The 25,735-nt window shown below is 72.3% G+C and carries 19 protein-coding genes and 3 tRNA genes; 10 read left to right on the plus strand and 12 right to left on the minus strand.

Annotated elements, in window-relative coordinates; translation table 11 throughout:
- Positions 1-1,041: 1,041 nt before the first annotated feature.
- Complete coding sequence (locus tag ABZU99_RS21505; protein WP_355951528.1) at positions 1,042-1,242, minus strand: hypothetical protein; 201 nt, start codon at positions 1,240-1,242, stop codon at positions 1,042-1,044.
- 202 nt (positions 1,243-1,444) lie between these two features.
- Here ABZU99_RS21505 and ABZU99_RS21510 point away from each other — a divergent pair, with 202 nt between their 5' ends.
- The 3 genes from ABZU99_RS21510 to ABZU99_RS21520 all read left to right on the plus strand — a co-directional run bounded on the left by ABZU99_RS21510 (position 1,445) and on the right by ABZU99_RS21520 (position 5,599).
- Positions 1,445-1,930: a MarR family transcriptional regulator gene (locus ABZU99_RS21510; RefSeq protein WP_356046618.1), complete on the plus strand. Its 486-nt coding sequence runs from the start codon at positions 1,445-1,447 to the stop codon at positions 1,928-1,930.
- An 8-nt stretch (positions 1,931-1,938) separates the two neighbouring features.
- Positions 1,939-4,548 (plus strand): MFS transporter, encoded by a 2,610-nt coding sequence (locus tag ABZU99_RS21515; protein WP_356046620.1) that lies wholly within the window; start codon positions 1,939-1,941, stop codon positions 4,546-4,548.
- A gap of 181 nt (positions 4,549-4,729) precedes the next feature.
- Entirely contained in the window at positions 4,730-5,599 is an 870-nt protein-coding gene (locus ABZU99_RS21520; protein WP_356046622.1) for a YceI family protein, read from the plus strand.
- Between the two features lie 57 nt (positions 5,600-5,656).
- Here ABZU99_RS21520 and ABZU99_RS21525 read toward each other — a convergent pair whose 3' ends face one another.
- The 6 genes from ABZU99_RS21525 to ABZU99_RS21550 form a co-directional block, all read right to left on the minus strand.
- On the minus strand, positions 5,657-6,454 hold the full coding sequence (locus tag ABZU99_RS21525; protein WP_355951540.1) for a TetR/AcrR family transcriptional regulator: 798 nt from the start codon (positions 6,452-6,454) through the stop codon (positions 5,657-5,659).
- Positions 6,455-6,529: 75 nt separating this feature from the next.
- Complete coding sequence (locus ABZU99_RS21530) at positions 6,530-8,056, minus strand: MFS transporter (protein ID WP_355951542.1); 1,527 nt, start codon at positions 8,054-8,056, stop codon at positions 6,530-6,532.
- Between the two features lie 83 nt (positions 8,057-8,139).
- On the minus strand, positions 8,140-10,371 hold the full coding sequence (locus ABZU99_RS21535) for a glycosyltransferase family 39 protein (protein WP_356046625.1): 2,232 nt from the start codon (positions 10,369-10,371) through the stop codon (positions 8,140-8,142).
- Positions 10,368-11,666 (minus strand): bifunctional glycosyltransferase family 2/GtrA family protein, encoded by a 1,299-nt coding sequence (locus tag ABZU99_RS21540; protein ID WP_356046627.1) that lies wholly within the window; start codon positions 11,664-11,666, stop codon positions 10,368-10,370. Before ABZU99_RS21540 ends, ABZU99_RS21535 begins: the two co-directional genes overlap by 4 nt.
- Positions 11,667-11,706: 40 nt before the next feature.
- Positions 11,707-13,446, minus strand: a complete 1,740-nt coding sequence (locus tag ABZU99_RS21545) for a HAMP domain-containing sensor histidine kinase (protein WP_356046746.1) — start codon at positions 13,444-13,446, stop codon at positions 11,707-11,709.
- Between the two features lie 92 nt (positions 13,447-13,538).
- Complete coding sequence (locus ABZU99_RS21550) at positions 13,539-14,276, minus strand: response regulator transcription factor (protein WP_356046629.1); 738 nt, start codon at positions 14,274-14,276, stop codon at positions 13,539-13,541.
- Positions 14,277-14,418: 142 nt separating this feature from the next.
- On the opposite strand from ABZU99_RS21550, the gene ABZU99_RS21555 reads away from it, so the two are divergent.
- The gene (locus tag ABZU99_RS21555; RefSeq protein WP_356046631.1) at positions 14,419-15,297 is read left to right on the plus strand and encodes an LLM class F420-dependent oxidoreductase; all 879 of its coding nucleotides are present in this window, start codon (positions 14,419-14,421) and stop codon (positions 15,295-15,297) included.
- Positions 15,298-15,407: 110 nt separating this feature from the next.
- Here ABZU99_RS21555 and ABZU99_RS21560 read toward each other — a convergent pair whose 3' ends face one another.
- Positions 15,408-16,286 carry an amidohydrolase family protein gene (locus ABZU99_RS21560; protein ID WP_355951556.1) on the minus strand — a complete coding sequence of 293 codons (879 nt, stop codon included), beginning with the start codon at positions 16,284-16,286 and terminating at the stop codon, positions 15,408-15,410.
- Between the two features lie 180 nt (positions 16,287-16,466).
- Here ABZU99_RS21560 and ABZU99_RS21565 point away from each other — a divergent pair, with 180 nt between their 5' ends.
- Complete coding sequence (locus ABZU99_RS21565) at positions 16,467-17,093, plus strand: hypothetical protein (protein WP_356046633.1); 627 nt, start codon at positions 16,467-16,469, stop codon at positions 17,091-17,093.
- Between the two features lie 76 nt (positions 17,094-17,169).
- Complete coding sequence (locus ABZU99_RS21570) at positions 17,170-17,331, plus strand: hypothetical protein (RefSeq protein ID WP_356046635.1); 162 nt, start codon at positions 17,170-17,172, stop codon at positions 17,329-17,331.
- Positions 17,332-17,410: 79 nt separating this feature from the next.
- Here ABZU99_RS21570 and ABZU99_RS21575 read toward each other — a convergent pair.
- A tRNA-Met gene (locus tag ABZU99_RS21575) sits at positions 17,411-17,484 on the minus strand.
- 193 nt (positions 17,485-17,677) lie between these two features.
- On the opposite strand from ABZU99_RS21575, the gene ABZU99_RS21580 reads away from it, so the two are divergent.
- A complete protein-coding gene (locus ABZU99_RS21580; protein WP_356046637.1) occupies positions 17,678-18,376 on the plus strand; it encodes a hypothetical protein in 699 nt (232 codons plus the stop codon).
- Positions 18,377-18,436: 60 nt separating this feature from the next.
- On the opposite strand, the gene ABZU99_RS21585 is transcribed toward ABZU99_RS21580, so the two are convergent.
- Positions 18,437-19,048 carry a DUF4232 domain-containing protein gene (locus tag ABZU99_RS21585; RefSeq protein WP_356046638.1) on the minus strand — a complete coding sequence of 204 codons (612 nt, stop codon included), beginning with the start codon at positions 19,046-19,048 and terminating at the stop codon, positions 18,437-18,439.
- A 173-nt stretch (positions 19,049-19,221) separates the two neighbouring features.
- On the opposite strand from ABZU99_RS21585, the gene ABZU99_RS21590 reads away from it, so the two are divergent.
- Positions 19,222-19,419 (plus strand): DUF1737 domain-containing protein, encoded by a 198-nt coding sequence (locus ABZU99_RS21590; protein WP_355951567.1) that lies wholly within the window; start codon positions 19,222-19,224, stop codon positions 19,417-19,419.
- Between the two features lie 123 nt (positions 19,420-19,542).
- On the opposite strand, the gene ABZU99_RS21595 is transcribed toward ABZU99_RS21590, so the two are convergent.
- Positions 19,543-19,615 (minus strand) — tRNA-Arg (locus ABZU99_RS21595).
- Between the two features lie 326 nt (positions 19,616-19,941).
- Positions 19,942-20,031: transfer RNA gene (locus tag ABZU99_RS21600), tRNA-Ser, on the minus strand.
- A 207-nt stretch (positions 20,032-20,238) separates the two neighbouring features.
- Between ABZU99_RS21600 and ABZU99_RS21605 the strand changes: the two genes are divergently transcribed.
- The gene (locus ABZU99_RS21605; protein ID WP_355951570.1) at positions 20,239-20,688 is read left to right on the plus strand and encodes an SSI family serine proteinase inhibitor; all 450 of its coding nucleotides are present in this window, start codon (positions 20,239-20,241) and stop codon (positions 20,686-20,688) included.
- Between the two features lie 214 nt (positions 20,689-20,902).
- Positions 20,903-25,390 (plus strand): PAS domain-containing protein, encoded by a 4,488-nt coding sequence (locus ABZU99_RS21610; protein WP_356046641.1) that lies wholly within the window; start codon positions 20,903-20,905, stop codon positions 25,388-25,390.
- The last annotated feature ends 345 nt before the right edge of the window (positions 25,391-25,735 follow it).

The following is a 25,735-nucleotide window of genomic DNA, read 5'->3' on the forward strand; positions in this document are numbered from 1 at the left end:
GACATCGCGCGGGCCCTCTTCCCCACCACCCGGCGGCCGCACCTCGAAGGGCGGCACGGGCGGCACCAGCGGAGCGGACGGCACCGGCGGCACCGGCGACACCAGCGGAGCGGACGCGACCCGACGGCCGGCGGACGGCGAAGGCCGTCCCGCCCCACGGACGGGGTGACCCTGGTGCCACGGGACCGGGACGGCGACCGTGGCGACGGCCGGGACACGGCCCGCCGACCCGCCGCCGCCCGTAACGGGCCGGACGGAGGGACATCGCGCGGGCCCTCTTCCCCACCACCCGGCGGCCGCACCTCGAAGGGCGGCACGGGCGGCACCAGCGGAGCGGACGGCACCGGCGGCACCGGCGGCACCGGCGGCACCGGCGGCACGGGCGGCACCGGCGGCACGGGCGGCACCGGCGGCACGGGCGGCACGGGCGGCACGGGCGGCACGGGCGGCACGGGCGGCACGGGCGGCACGGGCGGCACGGGCGGCACGGGCGGCACGGGCGGAGCGGACGCGACCCGACGGCCGGCGGACGGCATCGGCGCCATGGGCCCTGCGGTCCCGAGCGGCGGCCAGGGCGACTCCGGCGCCCCCGGCCGCGGTACGGACGACGACGAGCCCGGCGAGCCCACACCCTCCGGATCCCCGTCTTCGCCGTCCGCCTCACCCACCACACCCACGACGCCCACCGGACCGGCCGTACTGGAGGTCGGCGCCCCGGAGCGCGCGGCGGCCGGCGAACGCCGGTGCGAGAAGGTGACCGTGGAGTTCCGCAACACCGGTGGCGTGGCCGTCACCTCAGGCACCGTCACCTTCGGGACGCATGTCATCGACGGGATGGGCATCGACTGGGCGGCACTGGAGTCAAGGAAGAACTGCCCGCGCCGATCGGCGCGGGTCAGAAGAGGAAGAAGACCTGGACGGTGTGCGTGGACGACTGGCGGGTGCCGCTGGGCGTGCACATCGAGACACGGGAAGTCTCAGCCGTCTGGAAGTCGTAAGGCCGGCTCCCCGGGCCTTCGGACCAAGCCCGAGCTCCCAGGCTCAGGCCAGCGCCAGCCAGGCCACCGCGGCGACGATGACGACCGCAGCGATCACACCGACGATCACGCCGACGCGCGAACCGCTGCTCGACGCGGCGGCCGCCTGCGGCTGCCGCGTGCCCTCGTCGACGAAGGCACGGAACATCTGGGTGGAGCCGGCCGGGTCGTGACCGCCGTTGGGGTTCTGGGGGTTGTTCGCCATGACCCACGACCCTAGCGAACAAGCGGAATCCGGGACACCCCCGGGTCCATCCAGTCCCTCACACCTCACCGGTCCCGCTTGACCGATAAGAGGCCGAGCCTTTAATCGCAATTTACCGCCCAGACCGCCCTTTAATTTGCCTGCAGCAACTAACTTCTTCTATGGTTGCCCTAAGCAACTTATCGTCTCCGCAGGAGGTGCCGTGGCCACCCAGAGCCACTACGAGGAGCTGGCCCGGCAGCTCAGCGCCATCGGCACCGTCAAGCGCGGTCTGGGCCGGATCCTGCCGAGCGACTGCCCGGCGGGCGCCGCCGCCGTCCTGATGCTCCTCGAGCGCTACGGCGAGATGCGCATGAGCAAACTCGCCGAGCTGCTCGACATCGATATGTCGGTGACCAGCCGCCATGTGGCGCATGTCGCCGAGCGCGGCTGGGTGGACCGCAAGTGCGATCCACTCGACCGCCGGTCCCGGCTGCTGAGCATCAACGCCAGCGGAGAAAAGCTGCTCAGGCACGTATCCGAGCGCTATACGAACGCGCTCGCCCACTGTCTGAGCGACTGGTCCGACGAGGACGTCGACCGTCTCAATGAACTTCTCGCCCGGCTGCGGGCCGGCTTCGGGGACACCCGTTCCCGGGCCCTGCCCCACCAGGGGGAGTGCACCACCCGTACACCTTCGCAAGGATAAGGAACTTCATGGCAACGACCACACCGGACGGCGGTGTGCGGGGTCCCGCGGGGCACCCCGCCCACGCCAAGCAGGGCGGAGGGGGACACCGGGGCCATCACGGGCACGGCGCCGACTCCTCGGCGCCTATGACCCACCGGCAGATCATGGAGGCGCTCTCCGGGCTGCTGCTCGGCATGTTCGTCGCGATCCTGTCCTCGACGATCGTCTCGAACGCGCTGCCCGAGATCATCGCCGACCTCCACGGCAGCCAGTCCTCGTACACCTGGGTCGTCACCGCCGCCCTGCTGTCCATGACGGCCGCCACCCCGCTGTGGGGCAAGCTCTCCGATCTCTTCAGCAAGAAGCTGCTGGTCCAGGTCGCCCTGCTGATCTATGTGTCGGGCTCGATCGTCGCCGGCCTGTCGCAGAACGCCGGCATGCTGATCGCCTGCCGCGTCATCCAGGGCATCGGCGTCGGCGGTCTGTCCGCCCTTGCCCAGATCGTCATGGCCGCGATGATCTCGCCGCGCGAGCGTGGCCGCTACAGCGGCTACCTGGGCGCGACCTTCGCCGTCGCGACCGTGGGCGGCCCGCTGCTGGGCGGTGTGATCACCGACACCGACTGGCTGGGCTGGCGCTGGTGCTTCTACGTCGGCGTGCCGTTCGCCATCATCGCGCTGATCGTGCTGCAGAAGACCCTGAAGCTCCCGGTCGTGAAGCGGGACGTCAAGGTCGACTGGGCGGGCGCCTTCTTCGTCAGCGCCGCCGTCTCGCTGCTGCTGGTCTGGGTGACCTTCGCCGGTGACAAGTACGACTGGATCTCGTGGCAGACCTACGCGATGGTCGGCGGCTCGATCGTCCTCGCCCTGATCTTCGTCCTGATCGAGTCCAAGGCGAGCGAGCCGATCATCCCGCTGCGGCTGTTCCGCAACATGACGATCACCCTGGCCTCGCTGGCGTCGCTCTTCGTCGGTGTCGCGATGTTCGCCGGGACCGTCTTCTTCAGCCAGTACTTCCAGCTGGCGCGCGACAAGTCGCCGACGATGTCCGGCGTCATGACCATCCCGATGATCGGCGGCCTGTTCATCTCCTCGACGGTCTCCGGCCAGATCATCACCAAGACCGGCCGCTGGAAGGTGTGGCTGGTCAGCGGCGGAGCGCTGCTCACCGCGGGGCTGGGACTGCTCAGCACCATGCGGTACGACACCCCGTACTGGCACCTGGCCCTCTATATGGCGCTCATGGGCCTCGGCATCGGCATGATGATGCAGAACCTGGTGCTCGCCACCCAGAACCAGGTCGCCCCCCAGGACCTCGGCGCGGCCAGCGCCGTCGTCACCTTCTTCCGGTCCCTGGGCGGTGCGGTCGGCGTCTCGGCGCTCGGCGCGGTGCTCGGCAACCGGGTCACCCACTACGTCAAGGACGGCGTGGCCGAGCTCGGCCCCAAGGGCGCCGCGCTGGGCCACGGTGGCACCGTCGGCGGCGGCATCCCCGACCTGGACAAGCTCCCCGCGCCGTTCCGCACGATCGTGGAGAGCGCCTACGGCCACGGGGTCGCGGACGTCTTCCTCTACGCCGCGCCGGCCGCGCTGCTCGCCTTCGTGGTCACCCTGTTCATCAAGGAGGTCGCGCTGAAGACCAACTCCGGCACCCAGCAGGCCGCGTCCGCCCCGGCGGACACCGTGGACCCGGTGGAGTCCTTGGCCGCCGCCGGCCAGGCCGCCGACCTGGAGCCCGCCCTCGTGGGCGCTCCGGCCCCCGATGTGCACAAGCCGAACGCAAAGGACGCGGACGGCGCCCTTACGGCCACCGCCCCGCAGCGGCTGGCGGCGCTCGCCTCCGCCGGGGGCGACGGCCCGGACGAGCCGCACCGGCAGGGTGTGCACGGCTTCGTGCGGAACGGAGACGGCGGCGCCGTCCCCCGCGCCGCGGTAACGCTGATCTCGCTGGCCGGACGCCAGCTCGGCCGCTCGGTGGCGCACTCCGACGGCTCCTACGCCCTGGACGCGCCGGGCTCCGGCTCGTACGTCCTGATCGCGGCCGCCGACGGCCACCAGCCGCAGGCATCCACCGTCGTGGTCGGTGACGAGCCGCTCGGCTTCGACATCGTCCTCTCGGCCACCAGCGGTCTGGCCGGCACCGTGCGCGCCGCCGCCGACGGGGAGCCGGTCGACGCCGCGATGGTCGTGGTCACCGATGTCCGCGGCGAGGTGCTGGCCACCGGGAAGACCGGGGAGAACGGCGACTTCGGCTTCGAGGAACTGGTCGCCGGGACCTTCACGGTCGCGGTGAACGCCCCCGGCTTCCGGCCCGCCGCGCTGCCCGTCGAGGTCGGCGCCCAGGGCCTGACCCGGCTGGAGATAGCGCTGCAGGCGGGCGCCCGGGTGCAGGGCACCGTACGGGCCGGCGCCGGCCGGCGGCCGCTGCCGGACGCGCGGGTCACGCTCGTGGACGCGGCCGGGAACGTGGTCGCCACCGCCACCACCGGGGACGACGGGGCGTATGCCTTCACCGACCTGGACGCGGGCGACTACACGGTCATCGCGAGCGGCTACCCGCCGGTCGCGGGCGCGCTGACGGTCTCCGGAACCGGAGTCGACGGCCACGACATCGAGCTCGCCCACCCGGGCGAGTGACGACCCCGGGCAGGGGCGCGACGAGCGGAGACGCGCCCCGGCCCGGACCGGGACGGCGGAATCCCGCCGGACCGGAACCCCGGGCCCGGCGGCGGTGTATTCACGGCAGGGGACGGCCGCACGCCGCCGCCGGGTCCGGCGGGGGAAGACCAAGAACACGGGAGCGGGAGCGAGAGGCGGAATGACGACCACAGGAGCAGGAGCAGGCGGGGGCGCGGGGCTGCGGGCCCGGATCCGCACCCGTGACGGCTGGGCGGTCCAGCACGCGGTGCTGACCGTCACGGATATGACGGGCGCCCAGGTGCTGCGCGCGCAGGCCACCGAGGACGGTTCCGTGCGGACCGACGAGCCGCTGCCGGCCGGTCCGTACACGGTCATCGCCACCGCGGTCGGCTATGCGCCCGTCGCGTCGACGGCGATCGTCACGGCCTCCGGGCGCGCCGAGCTGGGCACGGTGGTGCTGGCGCGGCAGGGCGGCGTGGAGCTGCCCCCGCCGGGGGTGTGGACGCTCGACCCGGTGCATTCGACGGTGGGCGCGGTCGCGCAGCATCTGGGGATCTCCAGCGTGTACGGCCGGTTCACGGAGTTCGGCGGGCGGATCGAGATAGCCGAGACCCTCGAGAAGTCCAGGGTCGAGGCGGTGATCCAGGCGGCCAGCATCGACACCGGGAACGGGATGCGGGACGGCCATCTGAAGTCGCCCGACTTCCTCGACGTCGAGCAGTACCCGGTGCTGACCTACCAGAGCTCGCATCTGAGCGCGGCCGGCGCGGACCGGTGGACGGTGCACGGGGAGCTGTCGCTGCACGGCGTCGTCCGGGAGGTGGATCTGGATCTGACGTATCTGGGCACCGGCCCCGACCCCTGGGGCGGGGTGCGCGCGGCCTTCCGGGCCACCGTGGAGCTGCGCCGCGAGGATTTCGCGATGAACTACAACCAGGTGGTCGCGGCGGGTATCGCGGCGATCGGCACGACGCTGCGTGTCGAGTTGGCCATTCAAGCAGTTCAAGGGGGCCAGGCCGTGCGGGGCGAGGAGCTTCCCGCTGGCTGACGGTTCGCCGCCCTGTGTCGTCGCCGCCCCGTGACCCGGGGGCGTGGTCGGCCCGGCTCAGCCCTCCCGGGCAGCGTCCCGCAGGGCCTCGATACCGGCGATCGCGCAGTCCAGCGCGAAGGCGAAGTCCCGGTCGCGCATCTCCTCGACCGTGTCGCCGCCGCGGGCCTCCATGATCTGCCGTGATTCCTCGAACTCCGGCCGGTCGTCGACCATGCTCATCACTTCGTTCAGCAGTTCGTCCTGGGTGACCCCGGCCGCCCGGCAGCGGGCGGCGAAGCGGCCTTCGATGGTGCTGAAGCCATAGACGAACTGATAGACGAGGGAGAGCGCGCTGGGCAACCTGTCCATCGGCAGACCGCTGTTGCGCATCACCCCCTGGGCGGCGTTGGCGAACGCCATCCCGTTGGGCCCGATGTTGAGGTACTCGCCCAGCAGTGCGGGCAGCCAGGGGTGGCGGACCAGCACCTGCCGGTATTCGGAGGCCAGTTGGCGCAGCTGCCCGCGCCAGTCCCGCGGCTCTTCCTCCTCCGGGGGCTCAAGGCCCTCCACCTGCCCGACGGCCTCCCTGGGCAGCTTGATCTCTCCCATGGCGGCGTCAAGGGCGAGTTCGAGCAGATGGTCCTTGGTCTCGACGTACCAGTAGACGGACATGGCGGTGACTCCGAGCTCCGCCGCGAGCCGCCGCATCGAGAACCCCGAGAGGCCCTCGGCGTCCAGCAGCCGGACCGTCGCCGCGACGATCTTCACTTGGTCGAGCCCGACCGGCTGCTGATCACCCTTGCGCTTGGGGGCCTTGCGCTCGGAGAGCCAGACACTGGACCGCGGACGGATGACACGGCTGTCGGTCGCCATGGCGGGCTCTCCTTCTCCGATGCGCTGAGCCACGTACCGGGAGCACCGTACGCAGCGGGTCGTACATATCCGATGCTATGCCGCCGGTGATGCCTGTGAAGATCGTTCTGCCCGGCTGAGCAGCAGCGCGGCCAGCACCCCGCCCGCCAGTACGGCCACCGCGCCGACCAGCTGACCGGTTTCGACGCCGGAAGCGAAGGCGTCCGCCACGGCCGCCCGGTCCTCGGGCGTGCGGGCCGAGGCGACGGCGGCCGGAAGCGAGCCGGCTCCGGCGGCCACCGCGGGCAGCAGCGAGGCGAAGCGCGAGTTCAGCACGGCGCCCAGGACGGCGACGCCCAGGCCGTTGCCGAATTCGGTGAGGGTGCCGTTGACCCCCGCGCCCACGCCTGCCTTCTCCGCGGGGATGGCCGACATGATGGCCGCCGCCATCGCGGGCATGGCGAGCGCGATGCCTATCCCCATCACCACCAGCCCGATCAGCATTCCGCCATAGCCATCCGCGCCGAGCGTCGCGATGGCCGCGAGACCGGCCGCGAGCAGCCCCATCCCGGTGACGATCGTCAGCGGAGGGCCGAGCTTGGGAAGCAGCCGCGCGCCGACACCGGAGAGATTGAGCACGACGATCACCAGGGCGAGCGGTGCGGTGCGCAGCCCCGCGCCCAACGCGCCGTAGCCGAGCACGAATTGCAGATGCTGGGTGAGCAGGAAGAGCGAACCGCCCATGCCGAAGGCGACGAGGATGCCACCCGCGACCGCGCCCACGAACCGGCGGTTGCGGAAGAAGTGCATATCCAGCATCGGATACGGGATATGGCGCTCCCACAGCGCGAAGCCGGTCAGCACGACGACGCCGACGAAGGCCGACAGCAGGACGCGTTGCGAGGTCCAGCCGTGCTCCGGCCCGGAGATGATCGCGAAGACGATTCCGGTCATGCCGACGGTGGAGAGCAGCGCACCGAGCAGATCGGGCCGGTCGCCCGTCGGATTCTTGGACTCCGGCACCAGCCGGACGACGGCGGCGAGGCCGAGCAGTGCCACGGGGAGATTGATCAGGAAGATCGAGCCCCACCAGAAGTGCTCCAGCAGCGATCCGCCGATCAGCGGACCGGCCGCGAAGCCGAGGGAGCTGACCGCGCCCCACACGCCGATGGCCTTCGTCCGCTCCTCCTGGTCGAAGACCTGCACCACCACGGCGAGCGTCGTGGTCATCAGCAGCGCCCCGCCGATCCCCATGCCCGCGCGGGCGGCGATCAGCTGACCGGGCCCCTGCGCCATCGACGCGGTGAGCGACCCCACGCCGAACAGGGCGAGCCCGGCGATCAGCATCTTCTTGCGTCCGTAGCGGTCGGCCGCGCTGCCCGCGGTGAGCAGAAGCCCGGACTGGACCAGCGAATAGGCGTTGATCATCCATTGGATGTCGGCGGTGCTCGCGTCCATCTCCCGGGAGAGGGAGGGGACCGCGACATTGAGGATGGTGTTGTCGAGCAGCACGGTGAGCTGAGCCAGGCAGATGACGGCGAGGATCAGCCAGCGCCGGGGGTGGCCGCCGGCCGGGCCATCGGGCGGGGCGGCGGGAGCGGTATCGGCGGTCGATGCCGTCATGGAGTCTCCAGGGCTTGTGCGGTGTATGACTGTGACTGGCTCGCCATACACCGTACAAGCGCCGCCCTACGACGTACAGGGAATTATTCCTTAGAGGCCTCCGGGGACGTCTCCGCCTTCCGCGTCAGGTCGTAAAGGGTGGTGCCGCCCACGGTGACCTCCGGGTAGTTCGCCTCGACCCAGGCGGCGATCCGGGAGGAGGTGCCGTCCCTGCCGCCGCCGGGGCCGCCGCCCATGCCGGTACCCGAGGAGAGGAAGTAGTGGATCCTGCCCTGCCGCACATACCTCTTGAACTGAGCGAGGGTCGGGGACGGGTCGCTGCCGTTGAAGCCGCCGATGGCCATCACGGGCCTCTCGGTGGCGAGCTGGTGGCTCGCGGCGTTCTGCGACCCGACCGCCGCGGCGACCCAGGTGTAGCTGTCGGCGTTCTTCTCCAGCTTCGCCTTCACGGCTGCGCCGACCTGCCGACCGCCCAGCAGCCCGCCCATGCCGCCGCCGCCCGTACCGCGCCCGGCGCCTTCGGCCAGGCCGCCTCCGGGCATCATGCCGGGCCGACCTTTGTGGCCCTGGTCTTGGGCGGTGCCGTTCTGGCCCTGGCCCTGGGCCGTGCCGTTCTGCTGGGGCCCGCCGCGCGGGAAGCCGCCGGGGAACGCGCCGTTCCGGCCGCCCGGCATCCCCGGCGGGCCGCCCATCCGGCCACCGCCGGGACGACCGCCACCGCCCGGTCCGCCCATACCGCCCGAGACAACGGGACCGGCCGTCACGATCGAGCCGCCGTGCGGGGTACCGACCGTGTTGAGCGAGTACGCGACGGGCCCGGCCAGCGCCGCCGCGAGGCCGAGCCCCGCCACGCCCAGCGCCGTCGTCCGGCCCAGCCGCGCCGCGAGCGGCATCCCGACGGCCGCCGCGAGCCCGGCGATCAGCACCGCCCAGCGCAGCCACGGATGCCAGTCCGCCGACCGGCCCAGGAGCACGTACGACCAGAGGGCCGTGGCCGCCACCGTGACGGCGAGCACCACCGAGGCCGCCACGCTCGACCGCCGCTCCCACAGCAGCGCCGCGCCCATGCCCACGATCGCCGCGATATACGGGGCGAGGGCGATGTTGTAGTACTGGTGGAAGATCCCGGACATGAAGCTGAAGGTCGCGAAGGTCATCAACAGCGCTCCGCCCCACACCAGGAACGCCGCGCGCCGGGCATCCGTCCGCTCGGCCTTCCGGGTCAGCCGGATTCCCGCCGCCAGCAGGAGGAACGCCGCGGGCAGCAGCCAGGCGATCTGACCGCCCATGTCGGAGTCGAAGAGCCGGCCGATTCCGGTCTCGCCCCACCTGCCGCCGCCACCGCCACCGCCACCGCGCGGACCGCCGCCGCCGACGCTGCCGGTCTCATCGCCGTTGATCCGGCCCAGACCGTTGTAGCCGAAGGTCAGCTCCAGGAAGCTGTTGTGCCGCGAGCCGCCGATGTAGGGCCGTGAGGACGCCGGCCACAGCTCGACGATCGCGACCCACCAGCCGCCGGAGACCACCATCGCGAGCCCCGCGAGAAGCAGTTGACCCATCCGGCGGCCCAGCTTGGCCGGGGCGCAGACCGCGTACACGATCGCCAGCGGCGGCAGGATCAGCCACGCCTGCAGCGTCTTGGTCAGAAAGCCGAGGCCGAAGCAGACGCCCGCCCACACCAGCCACGTCGTCCGGGCGTCCTCCAGGGCGCGCAGTACGCAGTAGACCGCCGAGACCATCAGCAGGCACAGCAGCGCGTCCGGGTTGTTGAAGCGGAACATCAGCGCGGCCACCGGGGTGACCGCGAGCACCGCGCCCGCGATCAGCCCGGCGGCCGCGCTGAACCGGCGCCGTACGGCCGCGTACAGGACGCCGACCGTCGCCACGCCCATCAGCGCCTCGGGGACGAGAACCGCCCACGAGGAGAGCCCGAAGACCCGCACCGACAGCACCATCGGCCACAGCGCGGCCGGGGGCTTGTCGACGGTGATGGAGTTCGCGGCGTCGGAGGAGCCGAAGAAGAACGCCTTCCAGCTCTCGCTGCCCGCCTGCACGGCGGCCGAGTAGAACTGGTTGGCGTAACCCGAGGCGCCCAGACTCCACAGATAGAGCACCGTGGTCCCGGCCAGCAGCGCCCACAACGCGGGCCGCGCCCAGCGCGGGTCCTCCGGCCGGCCCCGCCACGCCCGTGCCAGGCGCGAGCCGCCGGGAACCCGCGGTCCCTCCGCACGATGCGCGCCCGGGCCGGCCGGGGGCATGGTCGGCACCGGGGGCAGGGGTCCGGCGTCCCGGGTGCCGTAGTCGCAACGGGTCATCGGGTGTTCCTCGGATCGTGGTCGATGGTGGCCCCGCTGTCCGACGGGAAGACCCAGGCCCGGAAGAGCAGGAAGCGCAGCACGGTCGCGGCGAGGTTGGCCGCGATCAGCACGGCCAGTTCGGTGCCGTGCGAGGGGGCGCCGGGGGCGGCGTCGAGGGCGGCCAGGGACCCGCTGGTCAGCGCGAGGCCGATGGCGAAGACGACCAGTCCCTGGGCCTGGTGGCGCACCGCGCGGTCCCGTCCGCGGACGCCGAAGGTCAGTCTCCGGTTGGCCGCGGTGTTGCCGAGCGCCGAGAGCAGCAGCGCCAGCGCGTTGGCCGGCTGCGGGCCCGTACCGAGCCGGAAGACCGTGTACAGCGCCAGATAGACGAGCGTGCTCAGCGCGCCGACCACACAGAACCCGACAAGCTGCCGGGCCAGCCCGCCCGGCACCCCGCTCAGCTCGCGGTCCCGCGGATCGTCCCCGAACGGGCGGCGCACCCGGTCCAGCGGGAGCGCACCGGTCGCCAGCGCACGCCCCACCCGCCAGACGCCCTTGAGGTCCTCGGTCGCCGTCCTCACGATGTGCACCGTGCTGTTCGGGTCGTCGACCCAGTCCACCGGGACCTCGTGAATGCGCAGCCCCGCCCGCTCGGCCAGCACCAGCAGTTCCGTGTCGAAGAACCACCCGGCGTCCTCGATCAGCGGCAGCAGCCGTTCGGCGACGTCCTTACGGATCGCCTTGAAGCCGCACTGGGCGTCCGAGAAGCGGGCGGCCAGGGAGCCGCGCAGGATCAGGTTGTACGCGCGCGAGATGAACTCCCGCTTGGGTCCGCGCACCACGCGCGAGCTGCGCGCCAGCCGCGACCCGATCGCCAGGTCCGAGTGACCGGAGATCAGCGGCGCCACCAGCGGCAGCAGCGCGTTGAGATCGGTGGACAGATCGACGTCCATATAGGCGAGCACGGGCGCCTCGGACAGCGACCACACGGTGCGCAGCGCCCGGCCGCGACCCTTCTCCTCCAGCCGGACCGCCGTCACCTCCTCGACCGTGTCGTCGAGATAGGCCGCGACATGGGGCGTGCGGTCCGTACTGGCGTTGTCCGCGATGGTGATCCGGAACCGGTAGGGGAAAGTACGGGCCAGATGGTCGTGCAGCCGTCGCACGCACCGCTCGAGGTCCGCCTCCTCGTTGTAGACGGGAACCACGACATCGAGCACCGGACGGCCGCGATCGACCGCGACGTGCCGGCGCGCCGGCAAGGTGTGCAGGGGTGTCCCGGGCGGCGCCTCGGGAGGGGTGTCGGTTCGCATGAGCTCGACACTCGCCAGCGGCGCTGTCACCGCTGTGTGGTCAGCCTGTGCCCTGGCTGTGAGTGCCTTGCGGCCGGTGCACCGGCAGATGCACGCCGAAGACCGTGCGCCCCGGAACGCTGTCCACCGTCACCTCGCCGTCGTGCGCCGCCACGACCGCGTGCACGATGGCAAGGCCCAGTCCGGTGCTGCCCGCGGCGCGGGAACGCGAGGCGTCACCGCGCGCGAACCGCTCGAAGACATGCGGCAGCAGTTCGGGCGGGATGCCCGGGCCGTCGTCCTCGATCTCCAGCGAGAGGTACGAGGGCGGCTGCGGGGGTCCGAAGGAGCCGGTGCGGGCGCCGTACGCCATGACGTACGGCGGGGACCCGGAGCCGGGACCGGGCCCCGGCGCGGAGGGTCCCGGCACGGAGGGCCCCGGCACGGAGGGCCCCGGCACGGAGGGCCCCGGCGCTGGGTCGTACGCCTGTGTGTCATACGCCTCTCTGCCGTGCCCCTCTCTGCCGTACGCCGCCGGACCGTACGAGAACCCGTGGGGCGCCGGGTACGCCGACTGCTGCGACCCGCTCCACAGCACGCGCGCCGTGACGGTCGTTCCGGCCGAGGTGTGCGTACGGGCGTTTGCGAGGAGGTTGACGAGCACTTGGCGCAGCCGGGCGTCGTCGCCGTACACCAGCGCCGGTTCATCGGGCAGCTCCAGCCGCCACTCGTGGTCGGAGCCGACCGCCCGCGCGTCGCTGACCGCGTCGACGACGAGCGGTGAGAGGTCGACTTCCGCGCACTCCAGCGGCCGGCCCGCGTCGAGCCGGGCCAGCAGCAGCAAGTCCTCGACGAGACCAGTCATCCGGCCGGCCTCGGACTCCACCCGGCCGAGGGCATGCCGGGTGTCCGGCCCCATCTCCTCGCGGCCCCACCGGGTCAACTCGGCGTAGCCGCGGATCGAGGCGAGCGGTGTGCGCAGCTCATGGCTGGCGTCGGCGACGAACTGCCGCACCCGCGTCTCGCTCTCCTGACGCGCCGCGAGCGCCGACTCCACGTGGCCCAGCATGCGGTTGAGTGCCGCCCCCACCTGGCCGACCTCGGTGCGCGGATCGGCCTCGGACGGCGGAACCCGCTCGCGCAGCGCCACCTCGCCGCTGTGCAGGGGGAGTTCGGAGACCCGGGTCGCGGTCGCGGCCACCCGGCGCAGCGGGCGCAGCGAGATGCCGACCATCGCGACACCGGCGATCCCGGCGGCGACCAGCCCGGCGACGGCCACACAGGCCTCGACCAGGATCAGAGCGCCCACGGTCTGCTGTGTCTCGCCGAGCGGGGCGGCGAGGATCATCCCGCGCTGTACCCGGTCCCATTGGGTGACGACGCGGTAGCTGCCGAGGCCGGGCAGTTCGACTGTATGCACCCGGCCGTCCCGCGAGACGGCCGCGAGCGCCTTCAGCTGCCCGCTGGTCAGGGGGTCCACCCGCTCTTCCGGGTCCAGGTCGGATGTCATGGGCGAGTCGTTGCTCTTGCCCGACTCGGTGATGGCGCCGTCCTGCCCGAACCGCGCCCCGACCGTGCCGATGGGCTGGCCGGGCGACGCGACGAAGAGAACGTCCCGTCGGGGCTGCTCGTCCGTCCTGCTCCCGCCCGGCTTGGTCAGGAAGCGGCCGATGGACGAGCGCAGATCGATGTCCACCTGGCCCTGGAGATAGGACTGCAGGGCGATGGTCGTGACCGCGCCGATCACCGCGCAGACCACCGCGATCAGCACCACCGACGAGACGACCAGACGAGTGCGCAGCGACCAGGGGCGGCGCGTGGCACGCCGCGCGCGCCGGGCGTGTGCGCGGCCCTGGGACGAGGGGTTCGAGGGGGTCGGGTGTGCCACGGCGGCTACTCCCCGGGCTTGATCAGATACCCGGCGCCGCGCCGGGTATGGATCATCGGGCTGCGCCCCGCGTCGATCTTTCGCCGCAGATACGAGATATAGAGTTCCACGACGTTGGCCTGGCCGCCGAAGTCGTAGTTCCAGACCCGGTCGAGGATCTGCGCCTTGCTGAGCACCCGGCGCGGATTGCGCATCAGATAGCGCAGCAGCTCGAACTCGGTCGCGGTGAGGTGGATTTCCCGGCCCCCGCGCGACACCTCATGGCTGTCCTCGTCCAGCACCAGATCCCCGACGGCCAGCACCGAGTCACTGCGTGCGGCCGCCGCCCCCGACCTGCGCAGCAGTCCGCGCAGCCGGGCGACGACCTCCTCCAGGCTGAAGGGCTTGGTGACGTAGTCGTCACCGCCCGCCGTCAGCCCGGCGATCCGGTCCTCGACCGCGTCCCGCGCGGTCAGGAACAGCACCGGGATGTCCGGCAGCTCGCGGCGCAGCCGCCCGAGCACCGTGAGCCCGTCCATATCGGGGAGCATGATGTCCAGGACGACGACGTCCGGCCGCAGCTCGCGGGTCGTCCGTATCGCCTCGGCGCCGTCGCCCGCGGTGCGCACCTCCCAGCCCTCGTAGCGCAGTGCCATCGACAGGAGGTCGGCGAGCGCCGCCTCATCGTCCACCACCAGCACCCGCACGGGGCTCCCGTCGGGCCGCAGCAGCTCGGTACGCCCAGGGGGCGAGGTCGCCTTCATGCCCTTACCTTCCGGCCGAGGTCTGAGAGCTTCCTTTCCGCTCCCTGTGAACTGCCTGAGAATCCCGTGAGGGAAGGTGGGACGACGGGAAGACAGGACCCGGCGAGGGAATAATCACAAAGGATCCGCCGGTTCCCTCTCCATGGGTTCTCATCCCGCACTGGGCACGATCGGCATCTGGACCGCGGCGCTCCGCTCCACCGATCCCGCACGACAGGCGGAGGTCAGGGAGGCGGCGGCCGAACTGGACGAGTTGGGCTACGGCGCCATCTGGCTCGGCGGCAGCCCCGCCCCGGACGAGGCCGGCCTTCTGCTGGACGCGACCTCCCGGATCGGCGTCGCCACCGGCATCCTCAGCATCTGGGACCACGAGGCGGCTTATGTGGCCGAGCGGTTCGCCGCCATCGACGCGGTCCACGACGGCCGTTTCGTCCTGGGCCTCGGGGTGAGCCACAGCAAGATCGTCGACCGGTACGCACGGCCCTACACGGCGATGCGGGAGTACCTCACCGCGCTGGACTCCGCCCCGGTCCCGGTCCCCGCGTCCCGCCGGGTGCTGGCCGCCCTCGGCCCCAAGATGCTGCGGCTGGCCGGCGACCGCGCGGCCGGAGCGCATCCGTACCTCGTCACGCCCGAGTTCACCGCCTCCGCGCGGGAGATCCTCGGCGCTGAGGCCGTCCTCGCCCCCGAGCTCAAGGTCGTCCTCGACACGGACCTCGACCGCGCCAGCGCCACGGCCCGCGACTACCTGTCCTTCTATCTGGCCCTGCCCAACTACACCAACAACCTCCTGCGGCTGGGCTTCGAGGAGAAGGACTTCGCGAACGGCGGCAGCGACCGTCTCATCTCGTCCGTCTTCGCCCTGGGCGACGAGGAGGCGATCCGGCGCGGCGTCGACGCCTTCCTGGCCGCGGGCGCCGATCACGTGGCGGTCCAGGTGGTGACGGCGGACCCGCTGAGGGCCCTCCCCCGGGCCGAGTGGCGCGCCCTGGCCCAGGCCCTTCCGCTGCACGGGAGCTGACTTCCGCCCTACGGACCCTCTTCCGCGCTACGAGAGCCGACTTCCGCCCTATGGACCCCCGCCCTATGGACCCCTACGGCCCCGGGCCACGCGCCCGGCGGTCCCTGCCCTCACAGGCCGAACAGGCGCGCCGCGTTCCCGTAACAGACCCCGCGCAGCCACTCCTCGTCCTGGCCCACCCGCGTCAGCGCCTCCAGCGCGTGCCCGTACCCGTACGGGATGTTGGGAAAGTCGCTCCCGAACAGCACACGGTCCCCCAGAGCCGTCAGCCGCCCCCACTCCGACCGGGGAAACGGCCAGTGCCGCTCGGTGAAGTCCGTGAAGGTCATCGTCGTGTCCAGGTGCACGCCCGGGTAGCGCTCCGCCAGGTCCAGGAAGTCCGTGTACTCCGGCATCCCCATATGCGCGATGATCAGCCGCAGCCGGGAATGACGGGCCAGCACCCGCGCCACCGGCTCCGGCCCGGTGTGCTTGCCCGGCGCCGGTCCCGAACCGCAGTGGATGACCACCGGCGTGCCGCTCTCGGCGAGCAGCCCCCACACCGGGTCGAGTAGCGCGTCGCCCGGGTCGTACGCCCCCACCTGCACATGGGCCTTGAACACCCGCGCCCCGCCCTCCAGCGCCGTGCGCACATACCGCTCCGCGCCCGGCTCCGGGAAGAAGGTCGCGGTGTGCAGACAGTCGGGCGTACGGGCCGCGAAGCCGGCCGCCCAGTCGTTCAGCCACGCCGCCATGTCCGGCTTGTGCGGATAGATCATCGAGGTGAAGGCCCGCACCCCGAACCCCCGTAGCACCGCGAGCCGTTCGTCCTCCTCCTCGCGGTAGGTGATGTGCCAGGGGACGCCGACGAGCGGCTCGACCGCGTCGAAGTACGCCCAAACCTTGTCCAGGACACGCTGAGGCATGAAGTGGGTGTGCACATCGATCAGTCCGGGCAGCCCGAGCCCCTGCCAGAACCGCTGTACCGATATCGCGGCGGGATCACTCATAGGGGTCACCGTAAGGCCCCGACCTCCCATTGCCACAGCCTCGTCTCAGCGTCGCCGCGGGTTGATCACACCCGCGACCATGGATTTTGCCGGGCCCATGATGATCTGCGGTATCAAGATCACTGCACACCTCGCGGCCTGACCACCGCCGTCGGCATCGATGACCACCAGGGGACGCCCATGCACCGCGGACCGATCCGCGCCCGAGCCGGGACCGCTCTCATCTGCGCACTCGGCATCGCCCTCGCCACCGCCGGCTGCGGGACCGACGACACCGCGCCCGCCCGGCACCGGCCCACGGTCCAGGCCGGGCGCCAGCCCGACCGGGCAGGCACCGGCGCCGACAACGACGGCGGAAGGACGCTCGCGCTCGGCGAGCCCACGTCGATCACCTACAAACGCGGCTCGGACCATCTGCGAGGCACCCTGCGGGTGACGGCGGTGAGCATACGGAAAGGCACCCGCGCCGAGCTGAAGCGGGCGGGCTCGCGCTCCGACGCACGGACGACGCATCCGTACTACGTGACCATGACCTTCGAGAACACCGGTGGCAGCCCTCTCCACTACCCCTTCCTCAACACCCCCACCGGACTCGAGGACACCAGCGGAACGGACGCCCAGCCCCTCATCACCGCGGACGACGGGGTGAAGCCGTGCCGCGGCGTGGACCCGGACGACTTCGCCCCGGGCGCGAGCGCCACCCTGTGCAAGGTATTCCTGGTGCCGAAAGGCGAGCGGCCGTCCGTGGTGACGTACAGCACAGGCGACGACACACGGCGCCCGGTGCGCTGGAAGGCGGCACCCTGACCGCGGCTCTGACCGCGGCCTGGCCTGACGCGACGGGCGGGAACGATCGAGGGCCCGAATCACCGCGGACGACGGGGTGAAGCCGTGCCGCGGCGTGGACCCGGACGACTTCGCCTCGGGCACGAGCGCCACCCTGTGCAAGGTGTTCCTGGTGCCGAAGGGCGAGCGGCCGTCCGTGGTGACGTACAGCACAGGCGACGACACACGGCGCCCGGTGCGCTGGAAGGCGGCACCCTGACCGGGGCCTGGCCTGACGCGACGGGCGGCAACGATCGAGGGCCCGGCACTGGTGAAGTGCCGGGCCCTCGACCTCGGAGTAGCGGGGACAGGATTTGAACCTGCGACCTCTGGGTTATGAGCCCAGCGAGCTACCGAGCTGCTCCACCCCGCGTCGGTAGTGGTAACCCTACGTCATTCGGCTCGCTCTGGGAAATCCATCGCCTGTTGGCTCCGTTACTTTGCAACGGCACGGTCCCGGACCCGCCGCGAGTGGATCTTCATCGCCGTTCGGCCTGCTTGTCACGGCCATGATGAACGGCAGCACTACTCACCAGCACACGACACCACACAACGGGGACCGATCCATGCACAACCGCACCACAGGCACAGCTCGGCTCACCTCGCGCCGGAGGCGCACCGCCGCCGCCCTCCTCTGCGCGGCCGGCCTCGCCCTCTCCGCCACCGCCTGCAACGAGGACCTCGCCCAGGACGGCGGCAGCAGCCAGTCGCCCGCCAAGGACCAGCAGCCCTCGGCCTCCGCGAGCAAGGGCACGGACCAGGGCGGCAAGGGCGAGGAGGGCGGCAAGGACGGGGACAAGGCCGTCGGCGGCGACGCCGGCAAGACGCTCCCCCTCGGCCAGCCGACCGCCCTCACCTACCGGCGCGCGAACAAGACGGCCACGCTGGAGATCGCGGCGAAGAGCGTGCGGAAGGGCACACAGGCCGACCTGGCCAACCTCACCCTGGACGCCAAGGCGAAGACGCTGCAGCCGTACTACGTCACGATGACCTTCAAGAACATCGGCGACAAGTCCCTCCACTACCCCTTCCTCAACACCCCCACCTCCGTCCGCGACGGCCAGGGCAACCAGGGGAAGGTCCTCATCACCCCGGACGACGCGGTGGCGTCCTGCCCGGGCAAGGACCCGGACGACTTCGCGGCGGGCGCCAAGACCACGCTGTGCAAGATCTTCCTGCTGCCGAAGAGCGAGACGCCGTCCGTCGTGCTGTACACGGGCGACTTCGACAAGGACCCGGTCTACTGGAAGGCCACGCAGGGCTGACGACCGCGGCGAGGGGTGGCCGGCGCCACGCCGGATCCGGCCACCCCGGGACGCCTACTCTCACTCGCCAGCCCCAGGGCTCACGGCGGTCACGCTGAACTCGTCCCCACAGACGCCCAGCCGGGAGACCCGCGCGGTCATGGCCTCCTTCGAGCCGGGCGGACAGGCCCGCACCAGCGCGGCGTTGTCCCAGCACGGCTTGTCCGACACCCCGTCGTTGACCGTATGCAGCACGGCGTGCGCGCCGGCCCCGGCAGCCAGCGTGACGGGCGCGCCCGCACCACCCTCGCGCGTGGCGGGCCTGCCAATGGCCTGCCCGTCCTTGGCCAACAGCGAGACCCCGGGGAACCCGCTCAACGTGCAGGCCCGGTCGCCCTTGTTGGTGAACACCAGCGGATAGCGGATGTTGCCCGCGCCGATGTCGGCAGCACCCACCCGCACACTCATCGCGGCGGACGTACAACGGCGCACCCCACCACCCGCGGAACCCCCCGCGCCGCCATCCGACGCGCCACCATCCGACGAAGCGGCCTGCGAGGAGGCGGAGGAGGACGGCGTCTCCGAGGCATCGGACTCGTTGTCCTGACAGGCTGTGATCCCGATCGCGGCGGCGGCGATGAGCGTGGCGACAAGGGTCTTACGGCGGCGGGCCCTGAGCGTGTGGTGCGACATGAGGCTTCCCTCGGTTGGTACGTGCGGGTCTCTCTCGCACCACCGACCCTGCTCCCCTCCACTGTCACTCCAGTAACACCTCACTGGCGCACCACTAACGCCCCCCTAATGCCCGCCGCGGGGGCGGAACCTGCCACCAGGGGCCGGAGAACGAGTCTGAGACGCTTGTCCCCATGAGCACACCACCGAACGGATGGCCCGCCTACCGCGTCCTGACCGGCCCCGACGACGAGACGTTCTGCCGGCGGGTGAGCGAGGCGATCGCCCTTGGCTACCGGCTGCACGAAGGCCCTGCCGTCACCTTCAACGGTGAGCACGTGATCGTCGCCCAGGCACTTCTCTGGCCCACGAGCCAAGAGACCCGTTCCTGACGGGAGAAGGCAGGGGCTGGTCGCCGTCACGCACGGCGGGGCAGCGGTTGCCGTCACCCACCGCCGTCACCCGGTAACGCGAGAGGCCCCTTCCGGTTATCGGAAGGGGCCTCTGGCCTGGTGCGCGCTCGGCAGGATTCGAACCTGCAACCTCTTGATCCGTAGTCAAGTGCTCTATCCGTTAAGCTACGAGCGCTTGGCTTCCCGGCGGTTTTTCTTGCCGGTCGGCGTTGCGGGGACAACATTACATGACCTGCGCCGTTAGGCGAAATCCGTTGCCCGCACCCCCGCTGAGCTGGGAAAACTCCTGTTTGAGGGGTCGGCCGACCCCGGCGGCGAGATGCGCTCGGAGAGGTCGACACAGAGGGTGGGGCCGCCGGGACGGAGGCCGCCGCTCCGGGGCGCGGTGCATGATCACCTGATCGGCCGCAACAGAGGGTGATCCATCGGCTACCCGGCCGCAGGGTGAGGGCCCGGAACACGCAGAAGCCCCGACCGATCCCGGCCGGGGCTCTGGAGAAGCGGAGGCTCCGGGATTTGAACCCGGGATGGGGGGTTACCCCAAACCGCATTAGCAGTGCGGCGCCATAGACCAGACTAGGCGAAGCCTCCAGCACACCGACGACGCTCACGCGAGCGCGATGTGGTGTGTGCAGATGATGGCACAGCCCTGCGGGATGTCACCAATCGCGGCCTACGGTACTCGGCGGGCGGGCGCGATCGCAAAGCCCTTATGGCGGCGCAACGCGGGCATCGGCGGCGCGTTAGACGGGGCAGGGGCAGTGCGCCCCGGAATGATCAAGACAGGAGTACCCTCCAATGCCCCTGCTGCACCGTTTCGCCGTCACGGCCGCCCTGACGGCCGCCGCCTCCGTCACCGCGCTGACCCCCGCCTGGGGCACGCCGCTGCCGCTGCCCCTGCCGGTCGACGGGGAGAGCGCCGACCGGCTTCTCGTCACCGTGAACGAGACGGGGGAGCCGGGTGACGCCGCGACATACGTCCTGGCATGCCACCCGGCCGGCGGTACGCACCCCCGGGCGCGGGCCGCGTGCAGACAGCTGGATTCGGTGACCGAGTGGGGGCGGGATCCGTTCGCGCCCGTGCCGCCCGGCGCGATGTGCACAGGGCAGTACGGCGGGCCGGCCACGGCGGAGGTGAGCGGCCACTGGGCGGGGCGGCCCGTCAACACCCGTTTCAGCCGCACCAACGGGTGTGAAATCGCCCGGTGGAATCGCTTCTCCATCGTTTTGCGTACCACTGGGAGCTGACCTGGGGATTGGTCCAAGTCAGGGAAGAGGGGAGCCCGGGGAGGTTTGTCCGGACGTGCGCGGAGACGCGTATGTCGTGCCGCGGCCTCCCTCCCATCTACTGGCCGCGCCCGCCCCCGGTGCCCGTAGACTCCCCTTGAGACACTCCGCAGACGGGGCGGCAGAATGACCGCGAGTGTCGGCAAGGTGCGGTAGCCAGGGAGGAAGCGTCGTCGTGAGCAGCAGGCCATCCCGAGGCGCTGCTCGCCTCGCAGCGATACTCGACGCTCTTCCGGACGCGTTGTTGCTCGTCAACTGCAATGGCACGGTCGTCAACGCCAACCACATCGCGCTGGAGTCCTTCGAGACGCCGGGGACGGCCCTCGTCGGTCGTGGTCTGCTCGATCTCCTCCCCTCCTTCGATCCCAATCGCATTCCCGGGTCGATGCGGCGCCCCGGCGAATCGGCACAGACCGGCGGCACCAAGCCGACCCGGATGATGGCCCGGCGCACCGACGGGACGCAGTTCCCCGTCGAGGTGACCAGCGCGAATCTGGAGGACGGGCGGGCCCCCTACGCCGATCAGTACAGCTACACCGGCGATGAGCTGCTGATGCTCATCCTGCGAGACCTGACCGGGGCGCTCGACACCGAGGCCGAACTCGCCCGCCAGCAGCGCCAGACCGAGATGATCCTGCGCGCGGCGGCGGAGGGCGTGGTCGGCGTGGACACCGAGGGCAAGGTGGTCCTCGTCAACCCGTCCGCGGCGCAGATTCTCGGCTACCGGGCCAGTGACCTGGGCGGTCAGGAGCTTCACTCTCTAGTACACCACTCGCGCCCGGACGGTTCCCCCTTCCCGTACGAGGAGTCCCCGCTCGCCGACACCCTGCGCTCCGGCCGCAAGCACCGGGTGCGCGGCCAGGTGCTGTGGGCGAAGGACAAGAGCCAGGTCCCGGTCGATCTGACGACCGCGCCCGTACGGGACGGCGACCAACTCGTCGGGGCCGTCATGACCTTCACCGACCGGCGCCCCGAGCAGGCCCTGGTGGCCAAGCACACCGAGGAGGTCGAGAGCCTCACCACCCAGCACGCCAAGGAGGTGGAGAGCCTCACCACCCAGCACGCCAAGGAGCTGGAGGAGCTCATCGCCCAGCACACGGAGGCGCTGGAGGAGCTGCGGACCCAGCTGGCCCAGGAGCGCGAGCGATACACCGATCAGCTGGAATCCGTGACCGCCCGGAACACCCAGCTGCTGGCCGTGCTCGATCAGTCGCTGCGCGGGCCGTTGCTGGAGCTGCGCCGCGAGCTCGGCGTGCTCGCCGACGACCCGGCCGGGCAGCTGTGGCCCGAGGCCAACCAGATCCTGCACCATCTCGCCGCCGGCTACACCCGGATGACCATGCTCGTCGACAACGTCCTGAGCTATCAGCGGCTCGACTCGGACGGCGAGAAACTGGCCCGGCGCAAGGTCTCGATGGACGGGGTCGTCGCGGCGGGCGTCGAGGGCGCGGTCGAGCTGATCGGCCCCGGGCGCGCGCAGTTCGCCGTGCACGCGCCGCCGATCGACGCCGAAGTGGACGCGGAGCGGCTGGCCCAGGCGCTTGCCCACCTGATCGCGGACGTGGCCGGCGTCGACTCCACCGGCAAGGCCGCCTCGAACGCGGGCAGTGCGTCGGGCGACTCGACCATCGTCGTCGCGGCGGCCCAGCGCGGCAGTGTCGTACGGATCGAGGTGCGCGGGCCGTACGCGGGCGGCGACCCGGTGCACGAACCGATCGTGCGCGGGATCGTGCGCCGGCACGGGGGCGTACTGCAGACGCATGAGATGCCGGGCATGGGCGGACACGCCTATGTGCTGGAGGTGCCGATCTCGGCAGCCGCCGCGGACCAGGAGCGTGCGAAGGGCGGTGCCCCGACGCCGTCGGAGCACGGCGACGGTACGCAGGGCCAGGGCACGGCTCAAGGCACCGGCACGGGCCAGGTCACCGCGGCGGGCAACGGGACCGGCCAGACGCCGACCGGCCGCCGGGCACGGCACGGGGCGGGGTCCGAAACCTCGGGGGGCGGTACGAGCGGCGGCGCGGACGGTACGGGCGGCGGCGCCGCCGGACCGAAGGGCATCCACGGCGGCACGCAGGGCGGCGTGGCCGCCGCCGGGCCCGCGCCCGCCGCCGAGGCCACGCCCGTACAGCAGCAGGTCCAGGGCGCGCCGAACGAGCCCCGGCCGACCGGCCGACGCCGGGCCCGCCCCCACCCCGACGAGGATCCGTCGGCGGCCACGGACCCCGACACCGAGGGCGGCACGACCCGTTCCCATCACCACGCCCGCCCCGGCGACGCACCGGAAGCGGCCGGTCCGCAGCCGGCCGGCCCGCCTGCCATGGGCGTGGTACCGCCCCAGGGCATGGCCGGCCAGCAGCGGCCTCCGGGCGGGCGGCGCGCCCGGCGCGGCGCGCCGGCGCAGGAGCAGGGCGGCCCCCAGGGGGCCGGTGCCAACGCACAGGGCGGAGGCGGTCGGTCCGCCCTCGCTCTGCCCCCGGCGGCGGCCGATGCCGCCCGGCCGGGACCGCAGCCGGGCGCACCGGCCATGCCCGCGCTGCCCGCCGCCCGGACACCCGAGCAGCAGAACACCGGGGAGCGGCCCCCGTCGGACACCAACGGCGGTCAGCCGCAGCAGGACGCACAGCCCACCGGACGGCGCCGGGCGCGGCGTGCGCTGACAGAGGCGCCGAACCGGCCGATGCCCGATCAGACGCCGCCCGAGGGGCCGTCGCAACCACAGCCGCGGCCCCAATCGCAGCCCCAGCCGCAGCAGGCGGGGGAGCCGGGCGTGGCCCGGTCCCCGTTCGCGCTGCCGCCCGCCGCGGCCGACCGGCCGCCGCAGCCCGGCGCTCTCCCGCCGGAGCTCGGCCCGGCCGGGCTCGTGCCCGCGCAGCACGGCCGCGACCCGCGGAGCGCCGCCCCCCCGCCGCAGCAGGGCGGTGGCGGGGGTCTGGCCGTACGGGGCGAACCCGTGCCCCCCAACGGCGCCGTACCCCGCAACGGTGTCGCACGGCCCGGAGGCCGGCCATCCGACCCCGGTCAGAGCCAGGGCCAGGCCCAGAACCCGCCCCAGGGGCGGGGCGGTCCCGGCGTGGCCGCCGGGCCGGGCGAGTCCCCCATGCCCGCACTGCCCTCCGCCGGCACCGCCGAGGAGCAGCAGCCCACCGGACGCCGCCGGGCCCGGCGGCCGCTCTCCGAGGAGCAGCCGCCCGCCACGAACGGCCAAGGCGCGAACGGGCAGGGCGCGAACGGGCAGGGCGCGAACGGGCAGGGCGCGAACGGGCAGGGCGCGAACGGGCAGGGCGCGCCGCCGCCCGCGGCGGCGAGCGGGCAACAGCCCGGTCAGCAGCCGGGTCAGCCGACGGGCCAGTGGGGTGCGCCCGCGCAGTCCGGTTCGCAGCCGCTGCCCGCCGAGGCCCCGCCGGGCGCGGAGACCACTCAGGGGCGCGCGATCAGCGTGCGGACGCTCGGACAGGGCGTACCCTTCGCCCAGCAGGTCAACGAGCACCAGCTGGGGCAGCCCCCGCAGGGCCGGCTCCAGCCGGGTCAACTCCCGCGGGGCCAGCAGCCGGCGGGCCGGCCTCCGCAGGGCCAGCCGCACACGCCCTCCGGCGGCACCAACACCGCCGGTTCCGGCCGACGGCGCAAGCTGGCCGCCCGCCCCGATATGGCGGACCAGGGCACCTCGGCCGAGATGCAGGCGACCGGCAGCCGGGCGCATCCGCACGCCGGCGCACACGTCGGTGGGCAAGCCGGAGCGCAACCCGGCACACAGCCGCGTCCGCAAGCCGGACCGGGTCCGCAGCCGCAGCGGTCTGCGGGCTCGCCGCAGAGCTCGGGCCGCGCCTTCGCGATCGGCGCACCGGACGAGGGCGCCGAGGGCCCGGAGCCGCTGGACGGTCCCAATGGCGCCATCGAGATCGTGGACGACCGCACTCCGCCGCCGGACGACGAACTGCCGCCGGAGCCGCTGGACAACCCGCGCCGTCTCCTGGTGTGGCCCGCGCCGGACATGTCCACGCAGCAGGCGCTGAGCGACCGCGGCTACCGCCCGGTGATCGTGAACTCCCGTGAGGAGGTGGACGCGCAGATCGCCGCGTATCCGGCGGCGCTCTTCGTCGACCCGCTGACCGGCCCGATCACCCGGACCGCACTGCAGTCACTGCGTACGGCCGCGGTCGCCGCCGAGGTGCCGGTACTGGTGACGGCGGGGCTCGGTCAGGCGACGCGGGAGGCGGCGTACGGCGCCGACCCGGCCGTGCTGCTGAAGGCGCTCGCCCCGCGCGACAGCGAACAGCATCCGCCGCGCGTCCTGCTGATCGAGGAACACGAGCCGATCGCGACGGCCCTGACGGCGACGCTGGAGCGGCGCGGTATGCAGGTGGGCCGCGCGGCGACGGACGCGGACGCGGTGACGCTCGCGGCCCAGATGCGCCCGAATCTCGTGGTGATGGACCTGATGCAGGTACGCCGCCGCCGGGCCGGAATCGTCGACTGGCTGCGCGGCAACGGGCTGCTCAACCGGACCCCGCTGGTCGTCTACACCTCCGCCGACATCGATCCGGCGCAGCTGTCGCGGCTGAGTGCGGGCGAGACGGTGCTGTTCCTCGCGGAGCGCTCGACGAGCGCGGAGGTGCAGGCGCGGATCGTGGATCTGCTGGCGAAGATCGGCACCAACTGACGCCGTCCGCGCGCCCCCGGAGCCGTTGCCGATGCGCCCCAGACCGTTCCGCAGCCACGGCAGGACAAGCCGGTGAAGGCGGCGCAGTCCAAGCAGCCCGCGAAGAAGGCGGCCGCGAAGTAAACCACGGCGGGCAAGACCACCGCCAAGAAGGCGACGGCCGAGAAGGCTCCGGCGGAGACCGCCACCACCGCGGAGGTCCCGACGCAGACCGCCACCACCGCGGACATCCCGACGGAGACCGCCACCACCGCGGAGATCCCGACGGAGACGCCCGCGCCCAAGGAGAAGGCGGGCCCGCCGCTGCACGAGCTCATCTGGCCATCCTCCTCAAGACCCCCGGCG

The organism is Streptomyces sp. NPDC005266, assembly GCF_040607655.1.
Classification (GTDB): Bacteria; Actinomycetota; Actinomycetes; order Streptomycetales; family Streptomycetaceae; genus Streptomyces.